Source organism: Pseudomonas spartinae, assembly GCF_965197125.1.
In the GTDB taxonomy this organism is placed as follows: Bacteria; Pseudomonadota; Gammaproteobacteria; order Pseudomonadales; family Pseudomonadaceae; genus Aquipseudomonas; species Aquipseudomonas composti_A.
In genome coordinates this window covers 81,519-107,056 of record NZ_CBDAMB010000010.1, presented here as the reverse complement: position 1 = coordinate 107,056, position 25,538 = coordinate 81,519, and the positions used below count along the sequence as shown (strand labels likewise).

The window sequence follows — 25,538 nt, the reverse complement described above, 5'->3', positions numbered from 1 at the left end:
ACGCGCATGTTGCGCACGGCGATGGGCCCGCTGATAGCTGCCGCCCTGGATGACCCGGACGTGATCGAGGTGATGCTCAACCCCGATGGCGTGCTTTGGCTGGATCGCCTGTCAGCCGGCCGCGCCCGGTTGGGCACGCTGGCAACTGGCGACGGCGAGCGGATCATCCGCCTGGTGGCAGCGCATGTCGGCCAGGAGGCACATCGCAACAAGCCGCTGCTGAGTGCCGAACTGCCAGAGACTGGTGAGCGCTTCGAAGGTGTACTGCCGCCCGTAGTAGCCGGGCCGACCTTCGCCCTACGCAAACGCGCAGCCGGCGTCATCCCGCTGCAGCAGTACGTGGCCGACGGCATCCTCAGCGCCGCGCAGGCAAAACACCTGCGCGTGGCCGTGCGTGAGCGGCAGAACATCCTGGTGGCCGGCGGCACCAGCAGCGGCAAGACCACTCTGGCAAACGCGCTGCTGGCCGAGGTGGCCGGCAGCGGCGACCGTGTGCTGGTGCTGGAGGACACGGTCGAACTGCAGTGTCCGGCGCTCGATCACGTAGCCCTGCGTACCAAGCCCGGCGTGGTCTCCATGGCTGACCTGGTGCGCAGCACGCTGCGTCTGCGCCCCGATCGCGTGGTGGTCGGCGAGGTGCGCGGCGGCGAGGCGCTGGATCTGGTCAAGGCCTGGGGTACCGGCCATCCCGGCGGTATTGCCACCATCCATGCCGGCTCTGCGCAGGGCGCACTGCTTCGCCTGGAGCAACTGATTCTGGAAGTCGCCCTGACCGCGCCGCGGGCGCTGATCGCCGAGGCGGTCAACCTGGTGGTGTTTCTCGCCGGGCGTGGCAGCACGCGCTATGTCCAGCAGATCGCCCGCGTCACCGGCTATGACGAGCGCGGCTATCAACTCACTTCCATCGCCCCCGCATTCATTCCTTCGCTGCCTCAGGAAAACAGCCATGACTGCCTGCCATCCCCACGTTGCTAATCGTCGTCGCTTCATCGACGCCTTGATGCTCGGTGTCCTATGCCTGGGCGCTTCCCTGCCTGTGCTCGCCGCTGGCTCCGGAATGCCCTGGGAAGGACCGCTGCAATCGATCCTTGACTCGGTACAGGGTCCAGTGGCGCGCATTATCGCGGTGATCATCATCATTACCACAGGCCTGACGCTGGCCTTCGGCGACACCAGCGGCGGCTTTCGCAAGCTGATCCAGATCGTCTTCGGTCTGTCGATTGCGTTCGCCGCATCGTCGTTCTTCCTCAGCTTCTTCAGCTTTGCCGGCGGGGCGGTGATCGCATGAACGGCGAGCGCGATCTCATCCCCGGCTTCGAGGTGCCGCTGCACCGTTCGCTGACCGAGCCGATTCTGCTCGGCGGCGCGCCGCGCAACGTGGCGATCCTCAACGGCACTCTGGCGGCAGTGATCGGTCTGGGCCTGCAGCTGTGGCTACCTGGCTTGGCGCTCTGGTTGGTAGGCCACTCGCTGGCGGTGTGGGGTGCCCGCCAGGATCCTCAGTTCCTGCAGGTGTTCGCCCGGCATATCAAGCAGCCGTCGCTGCTGGATGTGTGAGGAGGCCGCCATGCTGAACCTCACCGAATACCAGCGCCGCCCCGCCCAACTCGCCGACTGGCTACCTTGGGCCGGCCTAGTCGCACCCGGCGTCGTGCTGAACAAGGACGGTTCGTTCCAACGCAGCCTGCGCTTTCGCGGGCCAGACCTGGACAGCGCCACCCAGAGCGAGCTGGTGGCCACCTCGGCACGCCTGAATAATGCCCTGCGTCGCCTAGGCTCGGGCTGGGCGCTGTTTGTCGAAGCCGAGCGTCTGGCGGCGGCGGACTATCCTGACAGCGATTTTCCAGAGCCGTTGTCCTGGTTGGTAGACGAGGAGCGCCGCGCCGCCTTCGAGGCGCATGGAAGCCACTTCGAGAGTAACTACCACCTGACGCTGCTCTACCTGCCGCCGGAGGAATCGCGCTCGCGCGCCGCCGGCCTGCTCTACGAGCACCGGCCCCAGCGCGGCGTCGACTGGCGCGAACGACTGACCGCCTTTGTCGCCGAGACGGATCGTTTCTTCGACCTGCTGGACGGGGTACTGCCGGAGCTAGCCTGGCTCGACGACAGCCAGACGCTGACCTACCTGCACGCCACGGTATCGACCCACCGCCAGCGGCTGGCGGTGCCCGAAGTGCCCTTCCACCTCGATACCCTGCTGGCCGACAGTCCACTGACCACGGGCCTGGCGCCACGTCTGGGCGAGCAGCACCTGCGCACGCTGTCGGTCCGTGGATTTCCCACCTCGACGTGGCCAGGCGTGCTGGACGACCTCAACCGTCTGGGCTTCGCCTATCGCTGGTCGACCCGTTTTATCTGCCTGGAAAAGGACGAGGCCGAGAAGGAACTGGTGCGCCTGCGCCGGCAGTGGTTCGCCAAACGCAAGGGCGTCCTGGCGCTGCTGCGCGAAGCTATCTTCCAGCAGGAAAGCCCGCTGCTCGACAGCGACGCGGCGAACAAGGCCAGCGACGCTGATGCGGCGCTGCAGGAACTCGGTGCCGACCAGGCCGCCTTCGGCTATGTGACCGCCACCGTGACGGTGAGCGATGCCGACGCCCAGGTCGCCGACGAGAAGTTGCGCCTGGTCGAGCGGGTGATTCAGGGGCGCGGCTTCGTCACCATCACCGAGAGTCTCAACGCGGTGGAGGCCTGGCTGTCGTCGATCCCTGGCAACGCCTACGCCAACGTCCGCCAGCCGCCGACCTCCACGCTCAACCTGGCGCACCTGTTGCCGGTCTCGGCAGTCTGGGCTGGCCCGGCACGCAACGAACATCTGGATGGCCCGCCATTGGTGATCACCCGCACCGATGGCGCAACGCCGTTTCGCCTGGTTACCCACGTCGGCGACGTCGGCCACACCCTGGTGGCCGGCCCCACCGGCATGGGCAAGTCGGTGTTGCTGGCGACCCTGGCCCTGCAGTTTCGCCGCTACCCGGGCTCGCGCCTGTTTCTGTTCGATATGGGACGTTCGCTGCGCGCGACGGTGCTGGGCCTGGGTGGCGAGCACTACGACCTCGGCGGCGACGGCGACCTGGCCTTCCAGCCTCTGGCGCGCATCGATCAGCCGGGATACCGAGCCTGGGCCGCCGAGTGGCTGGAGGCTCGCCTGCTGCAGGAAGGTGTAGCCGTCGGCCCCGAGCAGAAGGCCGCGCTGTGGACGGCGCTGGACAGTCTGGCTGGCGCGCCCGAAGCGCAGCGCACACTGACCGGTTTGTCCGTGCTGCTGCAGGACAACGCCCTGCGCCAGGCGCTGCAGCCCTACGTACTGGGCGGCGCGCATGGCGCATTGCTGGACGCCGACCAGGATCGGCTGGGCAGCGCCGACGTGCAGTGCTTCGAGATGGAGGAACTGATGCACAGCAAGGCGGCGGTGGCTGCGGTGCTGAGCTACCTGTTCGCCCGCTTCGAGGAACGTTTCGACGGCGCGCCGACCCTGCTGATCCTCGACGAAGCGTGGCTGTTTCTCGACGATCCGCTGTTCGCCGCGCGCATCCGCCAGTGGCTCAAGACTCTGCGCAAGAAGAACGTCAGCGTCATCTTCGCCACCCAGTCGTTGGCCGACATCAAGGACTCCAGCATCGCTGCGGCAATCATCGAGAGCTGCGCCAGCCGCATCTTCCTGCCCAACCCGCAGGCGGGCGAGCCGCAGATCCGCGGCATCTACCAGAGCTTTGGCCTCAACGACCGGCAGATCGAGATCATCGCCCAGGCCACGCCCAAGCGTGATTACTACTACCAGTCGCGCCTGGGCAACCGCCTGTTCGACCTCGATCTGGGGCCGGTGGCACTGGCCTTTGCTGCCTCCGCCAGCCCGGCAGAGCAGCGCGAGATCGATCGAATCCAACAGACGTCCGGCGCCTCCGATTTCGCCGCGGCCTGGTTGCGTTACCGCGATCTGGACTGGGCCGCCGACCTGCTCACCGCTTATCCCTCTTCACGCATGGAGTGCCTGCCATGAGATCCCCTGCCCACCATTTCCCCTGCGCAACACTGCTGGTACTAGGTCTGCTGGCCGTGAAGCCGGCCAACGCTTTCACCGTAATCGATCCGACCAACCTGGTGCAGAACACGCTGACTGCAGTACGCACCCTGGAGATGGCGAACAACCAGGTTCGCCAGTTACAGAACGAGACCCAGATGCTGCTGAACCAGGCCCGTCACCTGCAGCGCCTGGACTACAACGTGGTCAACCAGTTGCGCGCGAGCTTGGCCAATACTGAGCGGCTGCTCGCCGAGGCGCGAGGGCTGGCCTACGAAGTGCAACGCCTGGATCAGGAATTCAGCCGACTCTACCCGAACGAGTACACCGGCGACGTCAGCAGCCAGCGTCTGGCCCAGGAGGCGCGCGAGCGCTGGCAGCAGGGCCTCGACGGGTTGCACACCGCCCTGCGTGTGCAGGCGCAGGTGACGCAGAACCTGGCCGAGGATGAAAGCGCCTTGGCCGCTCTGGTGCAGCAGAGCCAGTCGGCGGGTGGCGCCTTGCAGGCTGCCCAGGCCACCAATCAGTTGCTGGCCCTGCAGGCCAAGCAGTCGATCCAGGCGCAGCAACTGCAGATCACCCAGAACCGCGCCGTCACCCTGGAACTTGCCCGGCAGTCTGCAGCGGCCGAGGAGGCACGCGAACGGCGGCGTCGCTTTATGGGCAACGGCACGCCCTATACCCCCTCCCCCGTGCAGTTCTATCGGTAGGGAGACGTCCTCATGAGATTCCTGACACTGCTGCCGCTGCTGGTGCTGGTCGCCTGCGGACAGGTCGACAACGGGGTCATGGCTCGGCAAGACGATGCGGCTGAGCGCTTCTACTCGGGCTGTGCTCGGCCCGGCGAGTTTCTGCGTCCTGCTGATCTACCCGCCATACCGCCAAGTTTCGACGAGGACGTGCAATGAACGACGTCAGCGTGATCGACCGATTCCTCGAAGTCTTCGGGCTGTATATCGACACCGGTTTCGGCCTGCTCGGCGGTGAGGTGGCCTTTCTCACCATGACCCTGGTGGTGATCGACATGACCCTGGCCGGGCTGTTCTGGGCCATGGGCGGTGAGGACGTCAGCGCCAAGCTGATCCGCAAGACCCTCTATGTCGGTGCCTTCGCCTTCATCATCGGCAACTTCAATGCCCTGGCCAAGATCGTCTTCAACTCCTTCGCCGGGTTGGGTCTGCTGGCCTCAGGTTCCGGGTTGAGTCATGCGGAGTTTCTGCAACCAGGGCGGCTGGCCGCGATTGGGGTTGATGCTGGAGGGCCGCTGCTTGACCAGATCAGCAAGCTCAGTGGTTTTCCCGAAGTCTTCGGCAACCTGCACAGCATCCTGGTGCTGTTTCTCGCCTGGCTGGTGGTGATCGTCAGTTTCTTCTTCCTGGCCATTCAGCTGTTCGTGACCTTGGTCGAATTCAAGCTGACCACCCTCGCCGGCTTCGTGCTGGTGCCCTTCGCGCTGTGGAACAAGACCGCCTTTCTCGCCGAGAAGGTGCTGGGCAACGTGGTCGCGTCCGGCATCAAGGTGCTGGTGCTGGCCGTGATCGTCGGCATTGGCAGCGGGCTGTTCGCCGAGTTCCAGGCTGTGCCGGACGAGCCCTCCATCGACCATGCGCTGGTGGTCATGCTCGCCTCGCTGGCCTTGCTCGGCCTGGGCATCTTCGGCCCAGGCATTGCCACCGGCTTGGTCTCCGGCGCACCGCAACTGGGTGCTGGTGCAGCAGCCGGTACTGCACTCGGCGCAGCGGGCATGGCTGCTGGTGCGGCTGCAGTCGCCGCAGGTGTCGGGGGCGCGGTATTGGCCGGCGCACGTATGGCACCCGGAGCAGCACGTTTGGCAATGGGCGGCGCTCGCTCTCTGGTAGGGGCCTCTTCCGGCGCTGCAGCAGGTGGCGCCCCCGCAGCTTCCGATCCTGCAACTGCCCCTGCCAAACAGCCCGACTGGGCCAGGCGCCTGCAGCGCAGGCAACAACTCTCACAGGCCACCAGTACGGTCGCCCACACCCTTCGTGGTGGCGATGGCGGTGGTTCATCACCTGGGCCGCAGATCCGCGACCCATCGAATTCGTAAAGGAGGACGAGGATGCGATTCAGACGTCCACGGGTGCGCTATAGCGACACTCCTCAACCTGTCACCCCTTACCAGGCCGCGGCACAGGCCTGGGACCTGCGCATGGGCAGCAGCCTGGCGCAGGCACGCAACTGGCGACTGGTGGCTTTCGGTTGCCTGGGCCTGGCGCTGCTGATGGCTGGCGGACTGGTCTGGCGTTCGGCGCAGTCGACGGTGACGCCCTACGTGGTGGAGGTCGACAACCTCGGCCAGGTGCGCGCCGTCGGCGAAGCCGCCAGTCCCTACCAGCCCCAGGATGCACAAATTGCTCACCACCTGGCGCGCTTTATCGATCTGGTGCGTTCGCTCTCGATCGATCCGGTGGTGGTGCGGCAGAACTGGCTGGAGGCCTATCACTCCACCACCGACCGCGGCGCGGCCACCCTCAACGACTATGCCCGCGCCAACGATCCCTTTACCCGGGTCGGCAAGGAGTCGGTATCGGTGGAGGTCACCAGCGTGGTGCGTGCCAGCGACAGCTCGTTCCAGGTGCGCTGGATCGAACGTCGCTTCGTGAATGGTTCAGCCGCCGGCCTGGAGCGCTGGACCGCAGTGATCTCGCTGGTAGTGCAACCGCCACGCACCGAGGAAAAGCTGCGCCGCAACCCGCTCGGCATCTACGTCAACGGCCTGTCCTGGAGCCGTGAGCTGGACACTACGGAAGGAGCCAAGAAACCATGAAAACCTCCTTGAACCTCTTAATCTGCCCTCTGCTGCTGAGCGTGCTGGCCGGCTGCGCCAGCCAGCAGCCGCCAGTGATCGCACTGGATGAACCGGTAGAAGCGCAGCGCATGCCGGAGCCGCCCAAGCCCATCGAGGTAGTGGAAGTACCCAAGCCCCTGGCCCTGCCCGACCAGCTCAAGCCACTGCCGGAAACTCAGCGTAGCAAGCCGGCCAAGGAACCGGCCGATGAACGCGTGCGGGTCTCGCGCGCCAATCGCGACGCTCGAGTCGCGCCGAGCCGCGAGGGCTATATCAACGCCATCCAGGTTTGGCCCTACTCCGATGGCGCGCTGTACCAGGTGTATGCCAGCCCGGGCCGAGTCACAACGATCAACCTGCAGCCCGGCGAAGAGTTGATCACCGTGGCCGCTGGCGACACCGTGCGCTGGATCGTCGGCGACACCACCAGCGGAAGCGGAGGCGAGCTACGCACCAGCGTGCTGATCAAGCCGACGCGGGTCGACCTCAAGACCAACCTGGTGATCACCACCACGCGCCGCACCTACCTGATCGAGCTGAGTTCCACCGAGCAGGCTTGGATGGCGTCGGTGTCCTGGGACTATCCGAAGGATCGTATGCTCGCCCTGCAACGCCGCGCCAGTGAAGCCCAGGCTGCGGCGCCAGTGGATGCCGGCCTGGCGCTGGAGCAGCTGCGCTTTCGTTATGCAATCAGCGGCAGCAATCCGCCCTGGAAACCGCTGCGCGCCTTCGATGACGGCCGTAAGGTGTATATCCAGTTCCCCGCCGGTATAGCCCGGGGCGAGCTACCGCCGCTGTTCGTAATTGGCCCCGAAGGTGACGGGCAACTGGTCAACTATCGTTTCCGCGCGCCCTACTACATCGTCGACCGCCTGTTCGGCGCAGCCGAGCTGCGCCTGGGCGCCGACAAGGGTGACGTGGTGCGGATCGAGCGCACCGACGGCGTGGCACGGAGGCCATGAGCATGACGGCCAAGAACGAAAACCAAGCCGCAGCAACCTCGCTACCGCCCAAGGAGGCGCCGGAGTCGCTGGAGCTGCGCGCCAAGCCTCGCCCAGTCACCCGCCTCAATCCGCGCATGCTGGCGGTAGTGGTCGGCGGCCTGTCGGCTGCGGTACTCGGAGCCATGCTGTGGTCGCTGCAACCGCAGCAGCGCCGCCAGGGCGCCGAGCAGAACGAGCTATACAACGTCGACCGCGTGGCGCGCTCCGAGGGGCTGGAACAGTTGCCGACAGACTACTCGGAGTTGCCGCCTCCCACTGCACCCGAGGTGCCGCAACTGGGCCCACCGCTGCCCGGCGATCTGGGCGGGCCAATCCTCAGGGCGGAGCAGCAGGCGCAAAGCTATGGACATGGGCCAGATGCCGCCGAAGCAGAGCGCCTGGCCCTGCTCAAGGAAGCTGAGGAAGCAGCGCAGTCCTCGGTGTTTTTCCAGACCAGCAGCGCGCGGAAATCGAATATCGCATCTGGTGGTGGCGCTCAACTCGATCCCCCGGCTCTGGGTATGGCTTCGTCAGGCGCAGTAGCCGCCGCAGGAACACCAACGCAGCAGGAGCAGAACGAGGCGTTTCTCAGTAAATCCGTAGATGCACAAATCCGTAATTCAGGATTGCTGCAGATGCCTGAGTCGCCTTACCAGGTGATGGCCGGCACTATCATCGCAGCGGCGCTGGTCACCGGGATCAAGTCGGATCTACCCGGCGACGTGATCGCCACGGTGACCGAGCCGGTCTATGACAGCGCCACCGGTGAACACGTGCTGATCCCCCAAGGTGCCCGCCTGCTCGGTCGCTACAACAGCCAGGTGAACTACGGGCAGAGCCGCGTGCAGGTGGTGTGGCAGCGAGTGATCCTGCCGGACACCTCGTCCTTCCAACTCGACAACCTGGTCGGAACCGATGCGGCCGGCTATGCCGGTCTCGAGGATGGCGTCGACTGGCACTGGGATCGGATCGTCGCCGGCGCGGCCATGACCAGCCTACTGGGCATCGGTGCCGAGCTGGCGGCACCGGCCAACCGCACCGACGGCGACCGCGTCATCATCGCCGGACGCGACAGCCTGCAGGACACAGTGAATCACGTCGGCCAGGAGGTCACCCGCCGCAACCTCGATATCCAGCCCACGCTAACCCAGCGCCCAGGCCTGCCCCTGCGCGTAATCGTCAACCGCGACCTGGTGCTGCGCCCCTACCACCCCGTCACAGCTCAACAAAGGAGCCCGCAATGAGCACGACCAAGCTGCGTCTCGGCCCGCTGCCGAAAACCGAGAACACAAAGCTTACCTTCACCTGCCCGGCCAGCCTGAAGGTTGACCTCGAGCGCTACGCGGCACTGCACTCACAGACCTACGGTGAAGAGGTCGACGCCCTGACGCTCATCCCGCACATGCTGGAAGCCTTCATGGCGAGGGATCGGGTGTTCAAGAGGGCTAATGCCGGAGTCCAGGAAGGTGGTTAATTGTCGTAATGTCAGAAACAAATATATACTTCTGACATATCAGCTGCGACACCTGTTGAGGCAACCGTCGTGAAGACCCTACCCGAGACAATTCTTGAACAAAGCCGGCAACTCCCTGAAGGCGGCGTGCTTGCGCCCAAGGACTTCATCCACCTGGGCAGCCGCGCGGCAGTAGACCAAGCCTTATCTCGCCTGGCCAAGGCCGGGAAACTGATACGCGTGGCTCGCGGCACCTATGCCGCTCCTATCACCAGTCGTTTCGGCACGCGCCCGCCTGCGCCAGAGAAAGTGATCAAGGCAATCGCCGAGCAACGTGGTGAGACACTGGTACCGCATGGGGCGCGAGCCGCCAACGCCCTCGGACTTACTCAGCAGGTTCCGATCAAGGAAGCCTTCCTGACCACTGGGCGATCCCGCACGATGAAGCTCGGCAAGACAGAAGTGCTCATACAGCACGTGCCTCGCTGGGTACTAGCACTCGGGTCAACACTGGCTGGCGAAGCAGTCCGCGCCCTTGCCTGGCTAGGCCAGGCACATGTGAGCGAGGCAGTAGGCAAACTTCATGGCATTCTTCCAGAGTCAGAGTGGAACTCGCTGCTCGCGAGCCGCACCCTCCTGCCTAGCTGGATGGCACAGGCCATCGGTCGAGAGAACGCACATGCCTGAACAGTTCTTCGATCTTTCGAAGCAAGATCAGCTTGAGGCACTTCAGTTCGCCGCTGCCCAGATTGGACGCCCTGCTCACCTGCTGGAAAAGGACTTGTGGGTGGTCTGGGTGTTACGAGCACTATTCACAGCGGACATCGGACAGAGCCTGACCTTCAAGGGCGGCACCTCCTTGTCGAAGGCATACAAAGTCATCGACAGGTTTTCGGAGGACATTGACCTGACCTACGACATCCGCGAGTTGATCCCCGAGCTCACAGGGCACTCAGATCTTCCCTCCTCGAGGAGCGAAGCACGGCGCTGGAGCAGCAAGGTTCGTGAGCGCTTACCGGGCTGGATCCAACAGACGATCCAATCCGCCCTGCAATCCTCACTCGAACGGGAGCAATTGGATGCGGAGTTGGAGATAGGTGGCGAGAGGCTTTTCCTCCGCTACCCTGCAATGGTCAACGGAACCGGTTATATCCCACCCGTCGTCACTTTGGAGTTCGGAGCCCGCTCCACTGGAGAACCCCATGCACCTCAGCATGTGAGGTGCGACATGGCTGACGCCGTTGAGGGAGTGTCTTTTCCTGAGGCCGATCCCATTGTCATGGATATCGCACGAACGTTTTGGGAGAAAGCCACCGCTGCTCATGTCTACTGCGCACAACAGCAGATCAGAAGCGAACGATTCGCCAGGCACTGGCACGACCTTGCCGCAATAGCACGCACCGAATACTTCGACGTGATCGCTGTTGATCGAGAGGTCGCCCACACAGTTGCGAATCACAAAAGCTGGTTCTTCCAGGAAAAGTCCATAGACGGCTCAGTAGTTGATTACCATGCGGCTGCACGAGGGCACATCCAAATCGTCCCTGATGGCGCAGCCCGCGAAGCACTAGAGCAAGATTACTCGATGATGCTCGACGACGGCGTCATGATTGGGAACGCACGAGCATTCGATGATCTCATGCAAGAGTGCGCGATAATCCAAGACCGGCTTAATGCTCAGTCCAATTAGACAGAGGACGATCCTGTAGCAAGCCAAACATTGAATGGATTTCATGCCATCGGCGATCATCGTAGAATGGATTTATAGTTAATTCCTAAATCAACCACATGAGAGGAATGTATAGAATGTCGAAGCTTGCTGAATTTCGCGCACTTGAACAGCAACTGGCTGCTCAACTGGCAGAGCTGGAAGCTCTCAAGAAGAACGATGGCCTGAAAAAAGAAATGGAATTCGAGGAAAAGCTGCGCACTCTGATGTCGGAGTACGACAAAGGTCTGCGTGACATCATCGCCATCCTCGACCCGCAAACTAAAGCCGGCAAGCTCAGCAATCAAAATTTCGGTTCGCACCGCCCCCGCCAAGTAAAACGCTACAAGAATCCTAAGACCGGCGAAGTTGTTGAAACCAAAGGAGGCAACCACAAAGTCTTGAAAGCCTGGAAAGAAGAGTTCGGCGCCAAGGTCGTCGAAAGCTGGCTGCAGTAACAATTCACCAAACTGCGGGCGTCGCATAACTAACGGCGCCCACACTCCATGAATCATCCACCCTCCCGCGCCCCTCTATGACTGAGCTGGTTGGCCACCGAACCTAGCTCCAGTACGCTGAACTCACTGGAATGGCACTATGGCATGGAGCAATGAAGACATTATTTTTGTTGATGGCGCAGTACGATGGGAAAGCAATAATCCCGCTGGATCGAGTTTGCCAGGACTACTTCTCGCATCTCAGCCCCGAAATGTTCCAACGCAAGGTACTGAGCGGTGCGCTAAAGATCCCCATTGTACGCCTCGAACCGAGCCAGAAAGCCGCCAAGGGAATACACCTTGAGGACCTGGCGGCTTATCTCGATATCCAGCGCGCAGAAGCAATCAGAGAGAGCGATCAGCTTAGCGGCGCCCTCCGCGTCGGGAGAGGCCGTTAAGAGTACGATCTCCATATCCGACACCCGACGCCAATAGCAGCGGCAGCCAGTCCCACCCAACATAAGGGTCGCCAAGCCCATTCAGATGGGTATAGCGCCGCAATGAGTTCCAATCTCTGTGACCGGAAACACTTGCCACACGGGGAATGTCCCACCCCATTTCGAATAGCCGGCTAACTCCGTCGTGGCGAAGATCATGGAAGTGCAGATCCGCGACACCTGCACGCTCGCAGGCTCGTGCCCATGCAGTGGACACCGACTCACTGTTGTAGGGAAAAATTTCCTCGCATGTGCGCGGCATGCTCTTCACAATCGCCCAGGCCTCATCCGGCAGATAACACCACACGTTGTTGCCAATCTTATCGCCCGGATTCTTCATATCCCGCACCATCACCATCTGCCGCGACTCGTCCAGGTCATCCCAGCGGATACGGCAAATCTCGTCCTGTCGGCGCGTTGAAAAGATCGCGAAGCCCGAAACTTTCAGCATGTTGATGGAGGTAGGTCGACTTGCCAGAATCTTCTGGAACTCCATGAAAACTAAGTCGAGCTCCTTTAACGAAGGTCGGCGATCTCGCTCACGACTCTTAAGCTTATAACCTAGCTTGGCTAACACTTTCCGCGCATCCGCCATGGCGTGCGGGTCGACATCACACCCCCAAGCAGGGCGAGCAACAGACAGCACCGCACCTAGATGAGCGAGATCATTACCAGCCGTTTGCGGCTGAACCCCGCCCCCTTCGGCACTCATACGCCAGATAGCGTAATCAACCAGCACCTGCGCATTGACCTTACGATCTTCGCACTCACCCAGATAGCTCTTGGCAATAGCTTCCAGCGTCGCCTTCTTGGTCTTACCCATCGGCCGAGCTCTACCGTACTCCTCCAGATAGGTCTCAATCATCGAAGCAACGGTTGTTCCGGAGCGATTTGCCCGCTCGATGGCACCTGGCTCACTCAGCTCCGTCTCTCGTCGCTTAGCCCAAGCTTGTGCAGCCTGTTTGCGGGTGAATGTCTGGCTCTCTTGGTAGACTTGCACCCCATTCTTCTTGATGCGGATTTGCACGGTGTAGCGGAGCGATCCGTCCGCACTCTTTCGGGCTCGGATGGTTGCCAAGGCAGTCCCTCCTGACTGGTGGTACAAGAAGTTTTTCAGGTGGTACATTTTACCATCTGCTTTAGAAAAATGCCTGAAAACCCCTGAAAACACGTTGAGAACGCGACACGCGAAATGCCTCTAGAGTCAGCTTCAAAACCAGACACCACGCGCTCCACCCTGTCCCGCCGCTTCTCCGTGGCACCGATGATGGATTGGACGGACCGTCACTGCCGCTACTTCCTGCGCCAGTTGTCGCGCCATGCCCTGCTCTATACCGAGATGGTCACCACCGGCGCGCTGATCCACGGCGACCGTGAGCGATTCTTGCGTTACAGCGAGTGCGAACACCCCATCGCCCTGCAACTCGGTGGCAGCAACCCGCAGGACCTGGCGACCTGCGCAAAGATGGCCGAAGCACAGGGCTATGATGAAGTGAACCTGAACGTTGGCTGCCCCAGCGACCGGGTGCAGAACAACATGATCGGCGCCTGCCTGATGGGCCATCCAGCGCTGGTGGCCGACTGCGTGAAGGCCATGCAGGACGCCGCGAGCATCCCGGTGACGGTCAAGCACCGCATCGGCATCAACGGTCGTGACAGCTATGCCGAGCTGTGCGATTTCGTCGGCCAGGTGCGCGATGCCGGCTGCCGCAGCTTCACCGTGCACGCGCGTATCGCCATCCTCGAAGGCTTGTCGCCGAAGGAAAACCGCGAGATTCCACCGCTGCGCTACGACATCGCCGCCCAGCTCAAGCAGGATTTTCCAGATCTGGAGATCATCCTCAACGGCGGCATCAAGACCCTGGAGGAATGCGAGCAGCACCTGCAGACCTTCGACGGTGTGATGCTCGGCCGCGAGGCCTATCACAACCCCTATCTGCTGGCACAGGTGGATAGCCGCCTGTTCGGCGCCGAAGACGCAGGCATCACCCGCATGGATGCCCTGCTCGCACTCAAGCCCTACGTCGAGCAGCATCTGCGCGACGGTGGCACCCTGCACCACATCAGCCGCCACGTGCTTGGCCTGGCTCAGGGCTTCCCCGGTGCGCGGCGTTTCCGCCAACTGCTGTCGGTGGACATCCACAAGGTGAAGGATCCGCTGGCGCTGCTGGATCAGGCCGCCGAACTGCTGCGCGGGCACTGATCCGGCATTGCCAGGCGATAGCGGCTGCGCCCTGTCGCCTGCACCAGCCCGTTTCCTGCCAGGCGCTGCAGCACCTGACGCACGCTGACCAGCGACAGCGGCTCACCCGCCTCACTCAATTGCTGGTGCAACTCCCGGACGGAGACGCCCTGCTCTTCATCCGCACGGCACAGCGCCTCCACCACCTTGAGTCTGGGCATGCTGAAGCGCAGGCCAACTGCCTGCAGCCACTCGCGGCACTGACGGGTATCCGGCTCGCCAGGGACTGAACGAGAAGACGGGGTTTGGGTCGACATATTCGGGCTCCCTGCTGGCTCGTTTGAAATCGGACTCCACCGACTTCGGTACGTTCTGACGCACTGTCATGGATAAAGACGAACGAGCCGGCCAAAAGCGCATACCAAGAAGGTAAGTTTTGTCAGTGGCCAGACCGTTGAGCCTGTAAGGCGCCTCGGGTAAGGTCATGCCATCTGCAACGACAAGGCCTCGTCATGACCTCCAAGCTGGAACAACTCAAGCAGTTCACTACCGTAGTCGCCGACACCGGTGACCTCGACGCCATCGCTCGCCTGCAACCGGTGGATGCCACCACCAACCCCTCGCTGCTGCTCAAGGCTGCTGCCCTGCCCCGTTATGCGGATCTGCTGAATCAGGCAGTGGCCGCTGGCAAGGGTGACCTGGGCATGGCCTGCGACCAGTTCGCGGTTGCCGTCGGCCAGGAAATCCTCAAGGTCATTCCCGGGCGCATTTCCACCGAGGTCGACGCGCGCCTGTCGTTCGACACCGAGGCGACCCTGCGCCGCGCCGAGCGCCTGATCGGCCTTTACGAAAAAGCCGGTATCGGCCGCGAACGCGTACTGATCAAGATCGCCTCCACCTGGGAAGGCATCCGCGCCGCCGAACAGCTGGAAAAAGCCGGCGTGCAGACCAACCTGACCCTGCTGTTCGCCTTCGCCCAGGCACAGGCCTGTGCCGACGCCGGCGTATTTCTCATTTCGCCGTTCGTGGGGCGCATCTACGACTGGTACAAGAAGGCCGAAGGTCGTGACTTCGCGGGTAGTGAAGATCCGGGCGTGCAGTCGGTCGCGCGCATCTACGACTACTACAAGGCCAACGGCTACGACACCGTGGTGATGGGCGCCAGCTTCCGCAACCTTGGCCAGATCGAAGCACTGGCGGGCTGTGATCGCCTGACCATCAGCCCGGAACTGCTACAGAAACTGGCCGAGGACGATGGTCAGCTGAGTCGCCAGCTCGCGCCTGGCGCAACCGGTGAGCCTCGCCAGAGCCTGGATGAAGCGGCCTTCCGCTGGGCCCTGAACGAGGATGCCATGGCCACCGAGAAACTGGCCGAAGGCATTCGCCTGTTCGCCCGCGATCAGGAAAAACTCGAAGCGTTGCTGGCCGCCAAGGCCTGAACGAAAAAGGGGCGCCAGCCAAGCTGACGCCCCTTTTCTATACGGCGAGATCAATACCCGGGCAGAGCGCACCCTGCAGAAAGCGGGAGATCAGTGCCGCTCGAGTGCGTTGACCAAATCGTGAAAGGCCTCGCGATTGGAGTCGTTGAGCCCCATCAGAATACGGTGCGCTTCGAGCACCTTGGCCTTCACCACTTCTTCGGACTGATCCTGCGAAGGCAGGTCATCCAGACAGTCCGGACAAGGAATCGGCCGGTCGACGATGTTGAACACCTGATCGAAACCCATGGACTCCAGCAAACGGGTGATGTCGTCGTGAGTAGTGACAACGGTCGGCAACAGACCAACCTTTTGCCGCGACAAAATGGACAATTTCGCCAGCAGACCAAGGGTGGTGCTATCGATACTGCGCGTTTCGGTCAGATCGATGACGATCGCCGAAAAATTCAACGCGGTGAAAATCTTTTCAATCGTGGCATCCAGTGCTGAACACAGCGTCAGACGGACTTCACCGACAAACTTGAGGACGAATGTTCCATCCTGCTCGGCGAATTGGATGCGACCGGGGCTTATCCCAGGATTCATGCAAGGTTCCTGCTCAACACCAGCAAGGCGATATCATCCGGCATCTCGCCAAGATTGGCCAGACCGAGAACTTGACGCAAACCACCGAGCGTACCGCCGGCCTGGCTAACCAGTTGTGGCAGCGCCAATTCCTTCTCTTTCAGCGTGTCACCCGGCAACAGGTCGAGAATACCGTCGGACAGCAGGGTCAGGCTGAAAGACTCCGGCAGCTTCATCACCAGGTCACCGTATTCGGCCTCCTGGAACAGGCCGACCGGCAGGCCGCGTCCTTCCAGGTAGCGCGCCTGGCCATTCTCGAACAACACCGGCAGAGGCAGATGCCCGCCAATGCTGTAGGTGAGCATGCCACTCTCCTCGTCGATCACACCGCCGAGCATGGTCACGTGCTTACCCAGCTTGCAGTTGATCAACCCGCGGTTGATATGGCCGAGCACATCGGAAGGCTTGAACTCCGGCAGGGTACCGCCACGACGCCACTCGTAAAGCAGTCGTGTGGTCATGAACTTGAGCAGTACGGTGACGAATGCCGAGGACGCCCCGTGGCCGGAAACGTCGGCCAGATAAAAGCCGATACGGCGCTCGTCGATACGGAAGTAGTCGACGAAGTCACCCGACAGGTACAGCGAAGGGATGATCTGGTGCGCGAAGTTGAGGCCATCGGCCTGCCAGGGCGTCACCGGCAGCATGTTCATCTGCACCTGGCGCCCCGCGTTCTGGTCTTCCTGCAAAAGGTGCAGACTGGCCTGCAGCTCGCGGTTGGCTGCCTCCAGTTTCTCGCGATAACGCTGGTTCTCGACCCGCAGGCGCGAACGATCCAGGGCACGGCGCACCGAGTGCTCCAGCACGGCAAGGTCTTCGAGGGGTTTGATCAGGTAGTCGGCAGCGCCCAGACGCAGGGCTTCGACGGCGTCGTTCATCACGCCAGCGCCGGAAACGACGATTACCGGCACTTCGACGCCCAGCGCATTGATACGACGGATCAATTCAAGACCATCGACCTGCGGCATGCGCAGGTCGCAGATCATCAGGTCGGGGCCTTCCTGCTGGAACACTTCCAGCCCCTGCAAACCGTTGTTGGCCTGCAACACCTTGAAGCCGCTGTCCTCGAGGTAGGCCGCGAGGCTTGCACGTACGACATCGTCGTCGTCAATGATCAGCAGAGTGGCACTGGTTTTGTGCATGGGGTATCCAGGCAAACTGCGCCAGGGCAATTTTTGGTCACTGCCCGTAGCGCGGCGCCGCATCAGTGGCGCCAGGGCGATTTCAAGGGGCAGACGGTACTCCCATCTGCCGGCCGATTCAAGCCGGGACCGGTCGTCGTTCGGCGGCTTTACAGGTCAAATCGGCGGGAGTTATAAGAGCCACGGGAGAGCTCATAAGAAGAGGACAGGGTCCATGAGTCAGAATGATCGAGCGTACAGCGAGAAACGCGACTACATCCGCATGCGACTGGAAGCAGCAGTCGTCCTCCATCATGCTGGCCGGGAAATCCCTGCACTGTGCCTGGATCTTTCCAGTACCGGCATGCAAATCGAGGCTGAGGTCGCGCTGAGCATGGGCGACAAGGTCAAGGTGCACATTCCCTCGGAGCATAGCGAACTGGCGGGTCTCGATGCTCATGCCGAGGTAGTTCGGGTCAGTGACATGGGCGATGGCCGCCAATCGCTGGGCCTGGCAATCATGTCGATGAGCTGAAATCTGTATTTACGAAAAAGGCGGCCCAAGGGCCGCCTTTTTCGCATCTGCACGGGCTTAAAAGTCGTCTTCGACCTGCCCGTCCTTGACCTTGAATTCACGGCTCTGCAGGTAGGCGTTGCGGATGAAGATGTACTTGTCACCGCTGACCAGGCGTTCTGCCTGCAGCAGGTTGGCGCGCGTGTCGACCACCTGTACGCCACGGGTGACATTGCGGGTCGGTACATGATCGATGTACGGATAGGGGGTCAGGAAGCTGTCCGGCACGCGACCGCTGGCATCGCGTACGCTGCTCGGGCCGAGGAACGGAATGACCAGGTAAGGCCCGCTGTCGAGCCCCCAGACGCCGAGGGTCTGGCCGAAATCTTCGTCGTTCTTGCGCAGGCCCATGTGCTTGGCCACGTCGAAGAAGCCCAGCAGGCCGAAGGTGGTGTTGAAGATCAGGCGGCCGGTATCGACACCGGCGTTGTGCAGCTTGCCCTGCAGCAGGTTGTTGGCCAGGTTGCCAACGTCGCCAATATTGCCGAAAACGTTGTGCACGCCATCTTCGAGAAACTGCGGCGTGACTGCCCGGTAGCCCTGCGCGATCGGCTTCAGCGCATAGGTGTCGACGGTATCGTTGAAGCGGAAGATCGGGCGATTGAAACCTTCCCAAGGGTCTTCTTCCGAAGCGGCCTGACTCATTGCAGGCAGCAGGCTCAAGCCAACGAGGGCCATCAGGCCGCCCAGGCGCGCGATCCAGCGAGCACCGATCACATGCATTTGAAATCTCTCCTTGAGGGAATAATGTGGCCACCGCCAATGGGCCGCAGGCCGCGTAGTATAAAGCCAGGAGCCCTGATTGGGCAGCATAGCGAAGAAAAGCGATGACCGACGAAACCTTGCTGCACACCGCACACATCCCCGTACGCTGGGGCGACATGGACAGCTACGGGCACGTCAACAACATCATCTACATGCAATACCTGGAAGAGGCGCGTGTCGCCTGGTTCGAACTGGCCGGCGTGGCGATGAGCAACGTGCCATTCGGCCCGGTGGTGCTGCAGACCCAGCACACCTATCTCAAGCCGGTGGTGCACCCTGCCACCGTAGTGGTCGAGTTGCGCGCCGGCGCAGTCGGACGCAGCAGCCTGGTGATAGAACACCGGCTGATGACCGTGGAAGAACCGCAGACGCTCTACGGTGAGGGTTATTGCAAGCTGGTGTGGATCGATCATGCCAAAGGTAATTCCGTGGCCCTGCCCGAGCACGTGCGGGCGCTCTTCGGCGTAACCTGACGGTCATCTTTCGGTCATCCGCGGGCGCTAGATTGATCAGGGCCAATGCCACGGATGATCCCATGCCCTCCCCCTGCACCGCCCTGATCTTTCAACTGTCCGGCTGCCTGGTCGACTTCGGTGCCCGTACCCTGCCCGTCGCGCTGCAGCGACTCCATCCCAGCGGCGCCAGCCCTGCCGTGGCGGGTACAGTCCTGCAGGCACTGGATACCTGGCTGGGCCAGGCGGCAACCACAGCGCAACAGCAGGCGTTGCAGCAGGCACTCAGCGAAGTGGCCAGCGAGCATGCCGAGCTGACCCCCGGCGCCGCACAGCTGCTGCAAACCCTGCACGCCCAAGGCACACCTTGCGCCTGGCTCGACGACCTGCCAGCCGACGCCAGCCTGCGCCTGGCCGAGGCGCTGCCAGTGCCTGTCGAAGCCGTGCTGGCGCGTCAGAACAGACCCTGGCCTGCACCCGACAGCTGCTGGCAGGCATTGAGCCAGATGGGTGTCGAGCGCCTGGAAGGTTGCATTGTCGTCAGCGGCAACCCCCTGCTGCTGCAAGCCGGGCTCAATGCCGGCTGCTGGACCATAGGCCTGGCTGCCTGCGGGCCGCTGTGCGGTCATGCGCCAGCGGATTGGCAGGCGCTCGGCACAAGCGATCAGGAACGCCTGCGCGCCGAAGCTACGCTGCAGCTCTACCGCCTGGGCGTGCATTCGGTGGTCGATCATCTGGGCGAGATCGAAGCCAGTCTGGAAGATATCGGCCTGCGCCGCAGCAAGGGCGAAAAGCCCTGAGCCCTTGATTCGGATCAGGCAAAGCCCGCGCGCTTGGATTAACCTTCAGGTACGGGCTGAAAACTTCCGGCAATGCTGGAGGTCCATGTCTATGCCGATTCGACAAGGAGAGAACTCTATGCCAGCAAGCGATCTGCAGCAGCAACTGGAAGCGCTCCAGCAACACCTGGCTCAGGACACGCCGCTGACCGAGGAAGAACGCGCATCGCTTTACCTGCTGACCCAGGAAATCGAGGTGCAACTGGCGCGCGAAGCCGCGTCAGCGCCCGACGCCACGCTGGTCGATGGCGTCAATCTGGCGGTGGAGCGCTTCGAGGCCAGCCACCCCACCCTCGCCGGCACCCTGCGCAACATCATGCAAAGCCTGGCCAACATGGGCATCTGAACGCCCTGCAGCGACTCAAGAAAATGCCGCCATCGGGCGGCATTTTTCATGGACTACTGACGCGCCAGGCGGGCGTTTTCCGGGGCCAGCGCCTCGGTGCTGCGATAGGGATTGATGTCCAGCCCGCCGCGCCGCACGTAACGCGCATAGACGGTCAAGGACTGCGGCTGCAGCAGGCGCTGCAGATCGAGGAAGATGCGCTCGACGCACTGCTCGTGGAAGTCGGCGTGCTGGCGGAAACTCACCAGATAGGCCAGCAGGCTGGCGTGATCCAGCGCTGCGCCACGGTACTGCACGACCAGGCTGCCCCAGTCCGGCTGGCCGGTGACCGGGCAATTGGACTTGAGCAGGTGGCTGTGCAGGCTCTCCTCAACCACATGGCCGGCATCGCAGCGCAGCAGTTCGGGCTGCGGGTGATCGTATTGGCTGACGCGGATGTCCAGCTCGTCGATGCACTGCCCCGGCAATCTCGCCACCCCCTCTGCCGACACCTCGCTCAGCGAGCGCAGACGCACCGCCACCGGTTTGCCGGCTACCGCCGAGAGATCACGCGCCAGGGTCGCCTGCACCTCGTCCCAGGTGGCGAAAGCCGATTGATTCAGCGAGTTGAGATACAGCTTGAAGGACTTCGACTCGATGATGTTGGGCGAGTCGGCCGGGATGGCGAACTCAGCGATGGCCACCACCGGTTTGCCGGACGGCAGCAGCCAGGACAGCTCGTAGCAATTCCAGTAGTCCACGCCCTGATACGGCAGGCTGGCGCCATCGAGACCCAGCTCCGCCCATTTGGTGGTACGCGAGATGGGGAACAGCAGCTCGGGGCTGTATTCGGCGATGTACTGGCTGGACTTGCCCAGCGGGGAATGTTCGGCGGGGTGCTGCATGGTGCGCAATCCAGGGTGGCGAAAAACCGGGCGAGTTTAACGGGTTGACCGCCCCGCCGCACCCGCCGTCCGAACGCTGAACGGCAATCCGTGGGAGGGGCTTGCGGCTCGGGCATCCTGCTTCGCTCTACCTCCTGCAGTCGTAGCCGCGACTGTCTCAAAAGCTCGCCGCTAAAGCGCCTCCTACAGGATTCATACCGCCACCGGCTCGTCCCCAATCCCACGCAGCGGCGCCCAACGGCGCAGCAGCAGGTACAGGGTCGGAATCACGTAGAGCGTGAAGAAGGTACCGACCAGCAGCCCGCCGACGATCACCAGACCGATCTGCTGGCGGCTTTCGGCGCCGGCGCCCGTGGCAATGGCCAGCGGCAGCGAACCCAGCACCATGGCACCCGTGGTCATCAGGATCGGCCGCAGACGCTGTACCGATGCTTCGATCACCGCCTCGCGCAGCGCCCTGCCCTCACGCAGCAACTGGTTGGCGAACTCGACGATGAGAATGCCGTGCTTGGTGATCAGGCCGATCAGGGTCACCAGGCCGATCTGCGAGTAGATGTTCCAGGTGCCGCCGAACAGCTTCAGCGCCAGCAAGGCACCGGCCATCGACAATGGCACGCTGAACAGGATGATCAGCGGATCGCTGAAGCTCTCGAACTGTGCCGCCAGCACCAGGAAGATGAACGCCAGCGCCAGGGCGAAGATCAGCGCGATGCCCGAGCTGGATTCCTTGAAATCGCGCGAAGTACCGGTGTAGTCATACTGCGTCTCGGGCGGGAACACCTCGCGGGCGGCGCCTTCCAGATGATTGAGCGCTTCGCCCAGGGTGTAACCGGTGCCGACGTTGGCGCTGATGGTCACCGCGCGCAACTGGTTGAAGTGGTTGAGCTCGCGCGGCGCCACCGTCTCGCGCACCTCGATCAGGTTGGACAGCTGCACCATGCCGCCGTCGCGGTCACGCACGTAGACGCGATCCAGATCCTGCGGATTGCTGCGGTCGATGTCCGCCAGTTGCACCAGCACGTCGTACTGCTCGCCGTTCTGCTTGAAGCGCGTCACCTGACGGCTGCCGAACAGGCTTTCCAGGCTGCGGCCGATCAGCGACACGTCGGTACCGACCGCCACGGCCTGCTCGCGGTTGACGGCGATCTTGAGCTGCGGCGAGTTGAGCTTGAGGTCACTGTCGAGCCCTTCCAGCCCCGGATAATCGCGCATGCGTTCCATCAACTGGTCGACATACCCCTGTAGCTCGGCATATTCCATCGAGGAGCGGATGACGAAGTTGATCGGCTGGTTGCGCGCACTCTGCCCCAGTGGCGGACGGTTGACCGGGGTGACGCGCATGCCGGCGATGTCCTGCAGCTTGGGCAGCAATTGGTTGCGGATCTCGAACTGGCTACGGCTTCGCTCGGCCCAATCCTCCAGCTTCATGAAGGAGATGCCCTGGGCCACGGTCGGGAAACCGGCCACCACCAAATAGCGGTTGGTCTCGGGGATGCTGGCATAGGCCGCCTCCACTTCGCGGGCATAACGCGCGGTGTAGTCGATGGTGGCGCCATCCGGGCCATTGAACACTCCGACGATGGTGCCGGTGTCCTCGGTCGGTGCCAGCTCGGAACGCAGGCTGCCGAACAGCCAGGCGCACAGCACGAAAGCACCCAGCAGCACGCCGAGCACCAGCGGCCAGGCGCGCAGGGCACGCTCCAGGCTGTGCTTGTAGCTGTAGGTCAGGCCATTGAGGAAGCCTTCGATCAGGTTGTACACGCGGCCATGACGCTGCCCGTGCTGATGTGGCTTGAGCATCACCGCACACATCATCGGCGTCAGCGTCAGGGCGACGAAGCCGGACACCAGCACCGAGCCGGCCAGGGTCCAGGCGAACTCGGTGAACAGCTTGCCGGTGGTGCCCTGCATGAAGCCGATGGGCGCGAATACCGCGGCCAGGGTCAGGGTCATGGCGATCACCGCGAAGGCGATCTCGCGGCTGCCCGTGAAGGCTGCCTGCATGGGTTTCATCCCCGCCTCGATATGGCGGTGAATGTTCTCCAGCATGACGATGGCGTCGTCCACCACCAGGCCGATGGCCAGAACCATGGCCAGCAGCGTCAGGGTGTTGATGGAAAAGCCCATCAGCGACATCAGGGCGAAGGCGCCGATCAGCGACACCGGAATGGTCACCAGCGGGATCAGCGTGGCACGCAGCGAACGCAGGAAGATGAAGATGATCAGGATGACCAGCGCCACCGCCTCCCAGATGGTGGTGAAGACGTTGTCGATGGACTCGCGAATGAACTGCGAGTTGTCGTTGGCCACGGTCATCTTCATGCCGTCGGGTAACAGCGCCTTGACGTCAGGCCAGGCGGCCTGGAGCCCGTCGGAAATATCCAGCGGGTTGGCTGTGGCCTGCTTGACCAGACCCAGGGTCACCGCTGGCAGACCATTGAAACGCACTACGCTGCGCTCGTCACGCGGCCCCACTTCGGCGCGGCCGACATCGGACAGGCGCAACAGATAGCCTTGCGAATCGTCGAGAATCAGCTCGTTGAACTGCTCCGGCGTACGCAGATCGGTTTCCGAGAGCACGCTGAACTCGCGCTCGCGCGACTCGATGCGACCCGCCGGAATCTCCACGTTCTGCCGGCGCAGGGCGTCCTCCACGTCCTGCACGGTGAGGTTGTGCGCGGCAAGCTTCTCGGGGTCGAGCCAGATGCGCATGGAAAAGGTACGCGCACCCCGCACCTGCACTTCGGACACACCGGGAATGGTCTGCAGACGATCCTTGATCACCCGCTCCAGCAGGTCGGTAATCTCCATGGCGCTGTGCTGCTGGCTGTGGAAGGCGATCCACACCACCGGCTGGGCATCGGCCTCGACCTTCTGCACGATGGGCTCGTCGACCTCGTCCGGCAGCAGGCTGCGGACCCGCCCCAGGCGGTCACGCACATCGTTGGCCGCTTCATCGGCGCTGCGTCCGAGGCGAAACTGCGCGGTGATCTGGGTGTTTTCCGCGCGACTGATGGAGGTGACGAAATCCAGCCCTTCGATGCCGGACAGCACGTCCTCCACCGGCTGCGCCACCTGCGACTCCATGATCTCCGGGCTGGCACCGGGATAGGTGACCTGCACGGTGACGATGGGCACATCGATATTGGGGTACTCGCGCACGTTGAGACGGTCGTAAGCCATCAGCCCCAGCAGCACCACGATCAGCGACAGAACGGTGGCGAATACCGGCCTGCGAATGCAGATATCCGACAGCGTCACGGCTGGCGCTCCCCACTCTTGGTGCGCACCGCCAGCCCCTCACGCACCCGCTGCCAACCGGCGCTGATGATGGTTTCGTCGCCTTGCAGCCCTTCACGTACTTCCACCAGCCCCTCGAAGCGCTTGCCCAGAAGCACCTCACGGCGCTCGACCTTGCCGTCTGCCACCAGATTGACCAGCAGCTTGTCACCCTGGGGCATCACCGCCTCTTCGGGGATCACCAGTGCATTGGGGCGTTCTTCGAGAATCACCGAAACGCGGACGAACTGGCCCGGGCGCAGGCGGCGGTCGGCATTGCCGATGTGCGCGCGGATCGCCTGGCTACGCCCGGCTTCATCGAGGCGCGGATTGATGGCGAAGATGTCGCCACGAAAGCGTTCATCCGGGTAGGTATCGAGGGTGATTTCCACGGTCTGGCCGAGGCGCACCTGAGCCACGGCCTTCTGCGGGATGCGGAAGTCGACCTTCAGTGGGTCGAGCACTTCCAGGTTGACGATGTTCTGCCCGGCACTGAGGTAGTCACCGACGCTGGCCTGGCGCAGGCCGAGCGTGCCGTCATGAGGCGCCTTGATCTGGGTCTTGTCGAGCCGGGCCTGGGCCAGGGCCTGACTGGCGCGTGCGGCCTGCAGCTGGCTCTGCGCTTCATCCAGCGCCTGGGCGTTACTGGCGCCACGCTGGAACAGCATTTGCGCACGCTGGTGGTTCTTCTCGGCCAGATCGAGGTTGGCTCGAGCCTGGGCGAACTCGGCGCGAGCGATCGCATCATCGAGACTGACCAGCAGATCGCCCGCGGTCACCGCCTGGCCTTCGCGAAAATGCAGAGTCGCCAGGCGTCCTTCCACTTCCGGGCGGATCATCACCGACTCGTCGGAACGCAACGAGCCGAAGGTGATCAGCTCGTCGCGCACCTCCATCTGGCGTACCGCCACGACCTCGACCATCGGCCCTTCGGCTGCACTGGCAGGCGGCGCGAATGCACCCAGCAACAACCATGGAAGAGCACGTAACAGCACGGTCATGATCAGCCCCTTTTTCTCGGTAGAGGCGGAGTCTAACCGGCTGCTGCGTTACTGACAGGCGCGCAAGTTATTTCGCTATGTTTTTTCTAGCGCTGCCTGGCGCCGTAGGAGCGGCTTCAGCCGCGAGCGC

General features: G+C 62.8%; 29 protein-coding genes. 21 read left to right on the top strand and 8 right to left on the bottom strand.

The features are described from left to right. The first annotated feature begins 6 nt into the window (after positions 1-6). From trbB to ACN8M7_RS20310, 15 genes are all read left to right on the top strand, one after another. The gene (gene trbB, locus ACN8M7_RS20380) at positions 7-975 is read left to right on the top strand and encodes a P-type conjugative transfer ATPase TrbB (RefSeq protein WP_490262020.1); all 969 of its coding nucleotides are present in this window, start codon (positions 7-9) and stop codon (positions 973-975) included. Next, positions 947-1,288, top strand: a complete 342-nt coding sequence (locus tag ACN8M7_RS20375; RefSeq protein WP_490261958.1) for a TrbC/VirB2 family type IV secretion system protein — start codon at positions 947-949, stop codon at positions 1,286-1,288. The genes trbB and ACN8M7_RS20375 overlap by 29 nt, the downstream gene beginning before the upstream one ends. Then, on the top strand, positions 1,285-1,557 hold the full coding sequence (locus tag ACN8M7_RS20370) for a VirB3 family type IV secretion system protein (RefSeq protein ID WP_490261957.1): 273 nt from the start codon (positions 1,285-1,287) through the stop codon (positions 1,555-1,557). The genes ACN8M7_RS20375 and ACN8M7_RS20370 overlap by 4 nt, the downstream gene beginning before the upstream one ends. Before the next feature lie 10 nt (positions 1,558-1,567). Then, positions 1,568-3,997 (top strand): conjugal transfer protein TrbE, encoded by a 2,430-nt coding sequence (gene trbE / locus ACN8M7_RS20365; protein ID WP_490261956.1) that lies wholly within the window; start codon positions 1,568-1,570, stop codon positions 3,995-3,997. Further along, positions 3,994-4,728 carry a P-type conjugative transfer protein TrbJ gene (gene trbJ / locus ACN8M7_RS20360; RefSeq protein ID WP_490261955.1) on the top strand — a complete coding sequence of 245 codons (735 nt, stop codon included), beginning with the start codon at positions 3,994-3,996 and terminating at the stop codon, positions 4,726-4,728. The genes trbE and trbJ overlap by 4 nt, the downstream gene beginning before the upstream one ends. 12 nt (positions 4,729-4,740) lie before the next feature. Further along, entirely contained in the window at positions 4,741-4,926 is a 186-nt protein-coding gene (locus ACN8M7_RS20355) for a hypothetical protein (RefSeq protein ID WP_490261954.1), read from the top strand. Then, positions 4,923-6,083 carry a P-type conjugative transfer protein TrbL gene (gene trbL, locus ACN8M7_RS20350; RefSeq protein WP_490261953.1) on the top strand — a complete coding sequence of 387 codons (1,161 nt, stop codon included), beginning with the start codon at positions 4,923-4,925 and terminating at the stop codon, positions 6,081-6,083. Before ACN8M7_RS20355 ends, trbL begins: the two co-directional genes overlap by 4 nt. 12 nt (positions 6,084-6,095) lie before the next feature. After that, on the top strand, positions 6,096-6,803 hold the full coding sequence (gene trbF, locus ACN8M7_RS20345; RefSeq protein WP_490261952.1) for a conjugal transfer protein TrbF: 708 nt from the start codon (positions 6,096-6,098) through the stop codon (positions 6,801-6,803). Next, positions 6,800-7,786 carry a P-type conjugative transfer protein TrbG gene (gene trbG / locus ACN8M7_RS20340; protein WP_490261951.1) on the top strand — a complete coding sequence of 329 codons (987 nt, stop codon included), beginning with the start codon at positions 6,800-6,802 and terminating at the stop codon, positions 7,784-7,786. Before trbF ends, trbG begins: the two co-directional genes overlap by 4 nt. 2 nt (positions 7,787-7,788) lie before the next feature. After that, positions 7,789-9,051 carry a TraB/TrbI/VirB10 family type IV secretion system protein gene (locus tag ACN8M7_RS20335; RefSeq protein WP_490261950.1) on the top strand — a complete coding sequence of 421 codons (1,263 nt, stop codon included), beginning with the start codon at positions 7,789-7,791 and terminating at the stop codon, positions 9,049-9,051. Then, positions 9,048-9,281 carry a DUF2274 domain-containing protein gene (locus tag ACN8M7_RS20330; protein ID WP_490261949.1) on the top strand — a complete coding sequence of 78 codons (234 nt, stop codon included), beginning with the start codon at positions 9,048-9,050 and terminating at the stop codon, positions 9,279-9,281. The genes ACN8M7_RS20335 and ACN8M7_RS20330 overlap by 4 nt, the downstream gene beginning before the upstream one ends. Before the next feature lie 69 nt (positions 9,282-9,350). Further along, positions 9,351-9,947, top strand: a complete 597-nt coding sequence (locus ACN8M7_RS20325) for a DUF6088 family protein (protein WP_490261948.1) — start codon at positions 9,351-9,353, stop codon at positions 9,945-9,947. Continuing rightward, complete coding sequence (locus tag ACN8M7_RS20320) at positions 9,940-10,950, top strand: nucleotidyl transferase AbiEii/AbiGii toxin family protein (RefSeq protein WP_490261947.1); 1,011 nt, start codon at positions 9,940-9,942, stop codon at positions 10,948-10,950. Before ACN8M7_RS20325 ends, ACN8M7_RS20320 begins: the two co-directional genes overlap by 8 nt. A 116-nt stretch (positions 10,951-11,066) precedes the next feature. Further along, positions 11,067-11,426, top strand: a complete 360-nt coding sequence (locus ACN8M7_RS20315; RefSeq protein ID WP_490261946.1) for a histone-like nucleoid-structuring protein, MvaT/MvaU family — start codon at positions 11,067-11,069, stop codon at positions 11,424-11,426. A gap of 152 nt (positions 11,427-11,578) precedes the next feature. Then, complete coding sequence (locus ACN8M7_RS20310) at positions 11,579-11,863, top strand: pyocin activator PrtN family protein (RefSeq protein WP_490261945.1); 285 nt, start codon at positions 11,579-11,581, stop codon at positions 11,861-11,863. Here ACN8M7_RS20310 and ACN8M7_RS20305 read toward each other — a convergent pair. Next, entirely contained in the window at positions 11,829-12,980 is a 1,152-nt protein-coding gene (locus tag ACN8M7_RS20305) for a tyrosine-type recombinase/integrase (RefSeq protein ID WP_490262019.1), read from the bottom strand. The two genes, ACN8M7_RS20310 and ACN8M7_RS20305, sit on opposite strands and share 35 nt — an antisense overlap. A gap of 114 nt (positions 12,981-13,094) precedes the next feature. Here ACN8M7_RS20305 and dusA point away from each other — a divergent pair, with 114 nt between their 5' ends. Continuing rightward, entirely contained in the window at positions 13,095-14,105 is a 1,011-nt protein-coding gene (gene dusA / locus ACN8M7_RS20300; protein ID WP_490261944.1) for a tRNA dihydrouridine(20/20a) synthase DusA, read from the top strand. Here dusA and ACN8M7_RS20295 read toward each other — a convergent pair. Next, on the bottom strand, positions 14,075-14,401 hold the full coding sequence (locus ACN8M7_RS20295) for a transcriptional repressor (RefSeq protein ID WP_490261943.1): 327 nt from the start codon (positions 14,399-14,401) through the stop codon (positions 14,075-14,077). The two genes, dusA and ACN8M7_RS20295, sit on opposite strands and share 31 nt — an antisense overlap. 195 nt (positions 14,402-14,596) lie before the next feature. On the opposite strand from ACN8M7_RS20295, the gene tal reads away from it, so the two are divergent. Further along, positions 14,597-15,523: a transaldolase gene (gene tal, locus ACN8M7_RS20290; RefSeq protein WP_490261942.1), complete on the top strand. Its 927-nt coding sequence runs from the start codon at positions 14,597-14,599 to the stop codon at positions 15,521-15,523. Between the two features lie 90 nt (positions 15,524-15,613). Here tal and rssC read toward each other — a convergent pair whose 3' ends face one another. Both rssC and rssB read right to left on the bottom strand, forming a co-directional pair. Continuing rightward, the gene (gene rssC, locus ACN8M7_RS20285) at positions 15,614-16,096 is read right to left on the bottom strand and encodes an anti-sigma factor antagonist RssC (RefSeq protein ID WP_061242543.1); all 483 of its coding nucleotides are present in this window, start codon (positions 16,094-16,096) and stop codon (positions 15,614-15,616) included. A gap of 8 nt (positions 16,097-16,104) precedes the next feature. Next, positions 16,105-17,289: a two-component system response regulator RssB gene (rssB, locus tag ACN8M7_RS20280; RefSeq protein WP_061242211.1), complete on the bottom strand. Its 1,185-nt coding sequence runs from the start codon at positions 17,287-17,289 to the stop codon at positions 16,105-16,107. Positions 17,290-17,503: 214 nt separating this feature from the next. Here rssB and ACN8M7_RS20275 point away from each other — a divergent pair, with 214 nt between their 5' ends. Further along, positions 17,504-17,803 carry a PilZ domain-containing protein gene (locus ACN8M7_RS20275; protein WP_490261941.1) on the top strand — a complete coding sequence of 100 codons (300 nt, stop codon included), beginning with the start codon at positions 17,504-17,506 and terminating at the stop codon, positions 17,801-17,803. A 57-nt stretch (positions 17,804-17,860) separates the two neighbouring features. Here the strand turns inward: ACN8M7_RS20275 and ACN8M7_RS20270 are convergent, their stop codons facing one another. After that, positions 17,861-18,565, bottom strand: a complete 705-nt coding sequence (locus tag ACN8M7_RS20270) for an MlaA family lipoprotein (protein ID WP_490261940.1) — start codon at positions 18,563-18,565, stop codon at positions 17,861-17,863. Positions 18,566-18,669: 104 nt separating this feature from the next. On the opposite strand from ACN8M7_RS20270, the gene ACN8M7_RS20265 reads away from it, so the two are divergent. The 3 genes from ACN8M7_RS20265 (at position 18,670) to ACN8M7_RS20255 (ending at position 20,244) form a co-directional block, all read left to right on the top strand. After that, on the top strand, positions 18,670-19,080 hold the full coding sequence (locus ACN8M7_RS20265) for an acyl-CoA thioesterase (RefSeq protein ID WP_490261939.1): 411 nt from the start codon (positions 18,670-18,672) through the stop codon (positions 19,078-19,080). Positions 19,081-19,142: 62 nt separating this feature from the next. Beyond that, positions 19,143-19,859, top strand: coding sequence for an HAD superfamily inactivated hydrolase PcrP (pcrP, locus tag ACN8M7_RS20260; RefSeq protein ID WP_490261938.1), 717 nt, complete (start codon positions 19,143-19,145; stop codon positions 19,857-19,859). Between the two features lie 118 nt (positions 19,860-19,977). Beyond that, positions 19,978-20,244 (top strand): DUF4404 family protein, encoded by a 267-nt coding sequence (locus ACN8M7_RS20255; protein ID WP_061242201.1) that lies wholly within the window; start codon positions 19,978-19,980, stop codon positions 20,242-20,244. A 53-nt stretch (positions 20,245-20,297) separates the two neighbouring features. Here ACN8M7_RS20255 and queF read toward each other — a convergent pair whose 3' ends face one another. The 3 genes from queF to ACN8M7_RS20240 form a co-directional block, all read right to left on the bottom strand. Next, positions 20,298-21,128: an NADPH-dependent 7-cyano-7-deazaguanine reductase QueF gene (gene queF, locus ACN8M7_RS20250; RefSeq protein WP_490261937.1), complete on the bottom strand. Its 831-nt coding sequence runs from the start codon at positions 21,126-21,128 to the stop codon at positions 20,298-20,300. Positions 21,129-21,320: 192 nt separating this feature from the next. Next, positions 21,321-24,389: an efflux RND transporter permease subunit gene (locus ACN8M7_RS20245; protein WP_490261936.1), complete on the bottom strand. Its 3,069-nt coding sequence runs from the start codon at positions 24,387-24,389 to the stop codon at positions 21,321-21,323. Beyond that, complete coding sequence (locus tag ACN8M7_RS20240; protein WP_490261935.1) at positions 24,386-25,408, bottom strand: efflux RND transporter periplasmic adaptor subunit; 1,023 nt, start codon at positions 25,406-25,408, stop codon at positions 24,386-24,388. The genes ACN8M7_RS20245 and ACN8M7_RS20240 overlap by 4 nt, the downstream gene beginning before the upstream one ends. Positions 25,409-25,538 lie beyond the last annotated feature (130 nt).

Coding starts and splice junctions, on each gene's coding strand:
- trbB (WP_490262020.1), top strand. CDS start 7: ATGTTGCGCACGGCGATGGGCCCGCTGATAGCTGCCGCCCTGGATGAC.
- ACN8M7_RS20375 (WP_490261958.1), top strand. CDS start 947: ATGACTGCCTGCCATCCCCACGTTGCTAATCGTCGTCGCTTCATCGAC.
- ACN8M7_RS20370 (WP_490261957.1), top strand. CDS start 1,285: ATGAACGGCGAGCGCGATCTCATCCCCGGCTTCGAGGTGCCGCTGCAC.
- trbE (WP_490261956.1), top strand. CDS start 1,568: ATGCTGAACCTCACCGAATACCAGCGCCGCCCCGCCCAACTCGCCGAC.
- trbJ (WP_490261955.1), top strand. CDS start 3,994: ATGAGATCCCCTGCCCACCATTTCCCCTGCGCAACACTGCTGGTACTA.
- ACN8M7_RS20355 (WP_490261954.1), top strand. CDS start 4,741: ATGAGATTCCTGACACTGCTGCCGCTGCTGGTGCTGGTCGCCTGCGGA.
- trbL (WP_490261953.1), top strand. CDS start 4,923: ATGAACGACGTCAGCGTGATCGACCGATTCCTCGAAGTCTTCGGGCTG.
- trbF (WP_490261952.1), top strand. CDS start 6,096: ATGCGATTCAGACGTCCACGGGTGCGCTATAGCGACACTCCTCAACCT.
- trbG (WP_490261951.1), top strand. CDS start 6,800: ATGAAAACCTCCTTGAACCTCTTAATCTGCCCTCTGCTGCTGAGCGTG.
- ACN8M7_RS20335 (WP_490261950.1), top strand. CDS start 7,789: ATGACGGCCAAGAACGAAAACCAAGCCGCAGCAACCTCGCTACCGCCC.
- ACN8M7_RS20330 (WP_490261949.1), top strand. CDS start 9,048: ATGAGCACGACCAAGCTGCGTCTCGGCCCGCTGCCGAAAACCGAGAAC.
- ACN8M7_RS20320 (WP_490261947.1), top strand. CDS start 9,940: ATGCCTGAACAGTTCTTCGATCTTTCGAAGCAAGATCAGCTTGAGGCA.
- ACN8M7_RS20315 (WP_490261946.1), top strand. CDS start 11,067: ATGTCGAAGCTTGCTGAATTTCGCGCACTTGAACAGCAACTGGCTGCT.
- ACN8M7_RS20310 (WP_490261945.1), top strand. CDS start 11,579: ATGAAGACATTATTTTTGTTGATGGCGCAGTACGATGGGAAAGCAATA.
- dusA (WP_490261944.1), top strand. CDS start 13,095: ATGCCTCTAGAGTCAGCTTCAAAACCAGACACCACGCGCTCCACCCTG.
- ACN8M7_RS20295 (WP_490261943.1), bottom strand. CDS start 14,401: ATGTCGACCCAAACCCCGTCTTCTCGTTCAGTCCCTGGCGAGCCGGAT.
- tal (WP_490261942.1), top strand. CDS start 14,597: ATGACCTCCAAGCTGGAACAACTCAAGCAGTTCACTACCGTAGTCGCC.
- rssB (WP_061242211.1), bottom strand. CDS start 17,289: ATGCACAAAACCAGTGCCACTCTGCTGATCATTGACGACGACGATGTC.
- ACN8M7_RS20275 (WP_490261941.1), top strand. CDS start 17,504: ATGAGTCAGAATGATCGAGCGTACAGCGAGAAACGCGACTACATCCGC.
- ACN8M7_RS20270 (WP_490261940.1), bottom strand. CDS start 18,565: ATGCATGTGATCGGTGCTCGCTGGATCGCGCGCCTGGGCGGCCTGATG.
- ACN8M7_RS20265 (WP_490261939.1), top strand. CDS start 18,670: ATGACCGACGAAACCTTGCTGCACACCGCACACATCCCCGTACGCTGG.
- pcrP (WP_490261938.1), top strand. CDS start 19,143: ATGCCCTCCCCCTGCACCGCCCTGATCTTTCAACTGTCCGGCTGCCTG.
- ACN8M7_RS20255 (WP_061242201.1), top strand. CDS start 19,978: ATGCCAGCAAGCGATCTGCAGCAGCAACTGGAAGCGCTCCAGCAACAC.
- queF (WP_490261937.1), bottom strand. CDS start 21,128: ATGCAGCACCCCGCCGAACATTCCCCGCTGGGCAAGTCCAGCCAGTAC.
- ACN8M7_RS20240 (WP_490261935.1), bottom strand. CDS start 25,408: ATGACCGTGCTGTTACGTGCTCTTCCATGGTTGTTGCTGGGTGCATTC.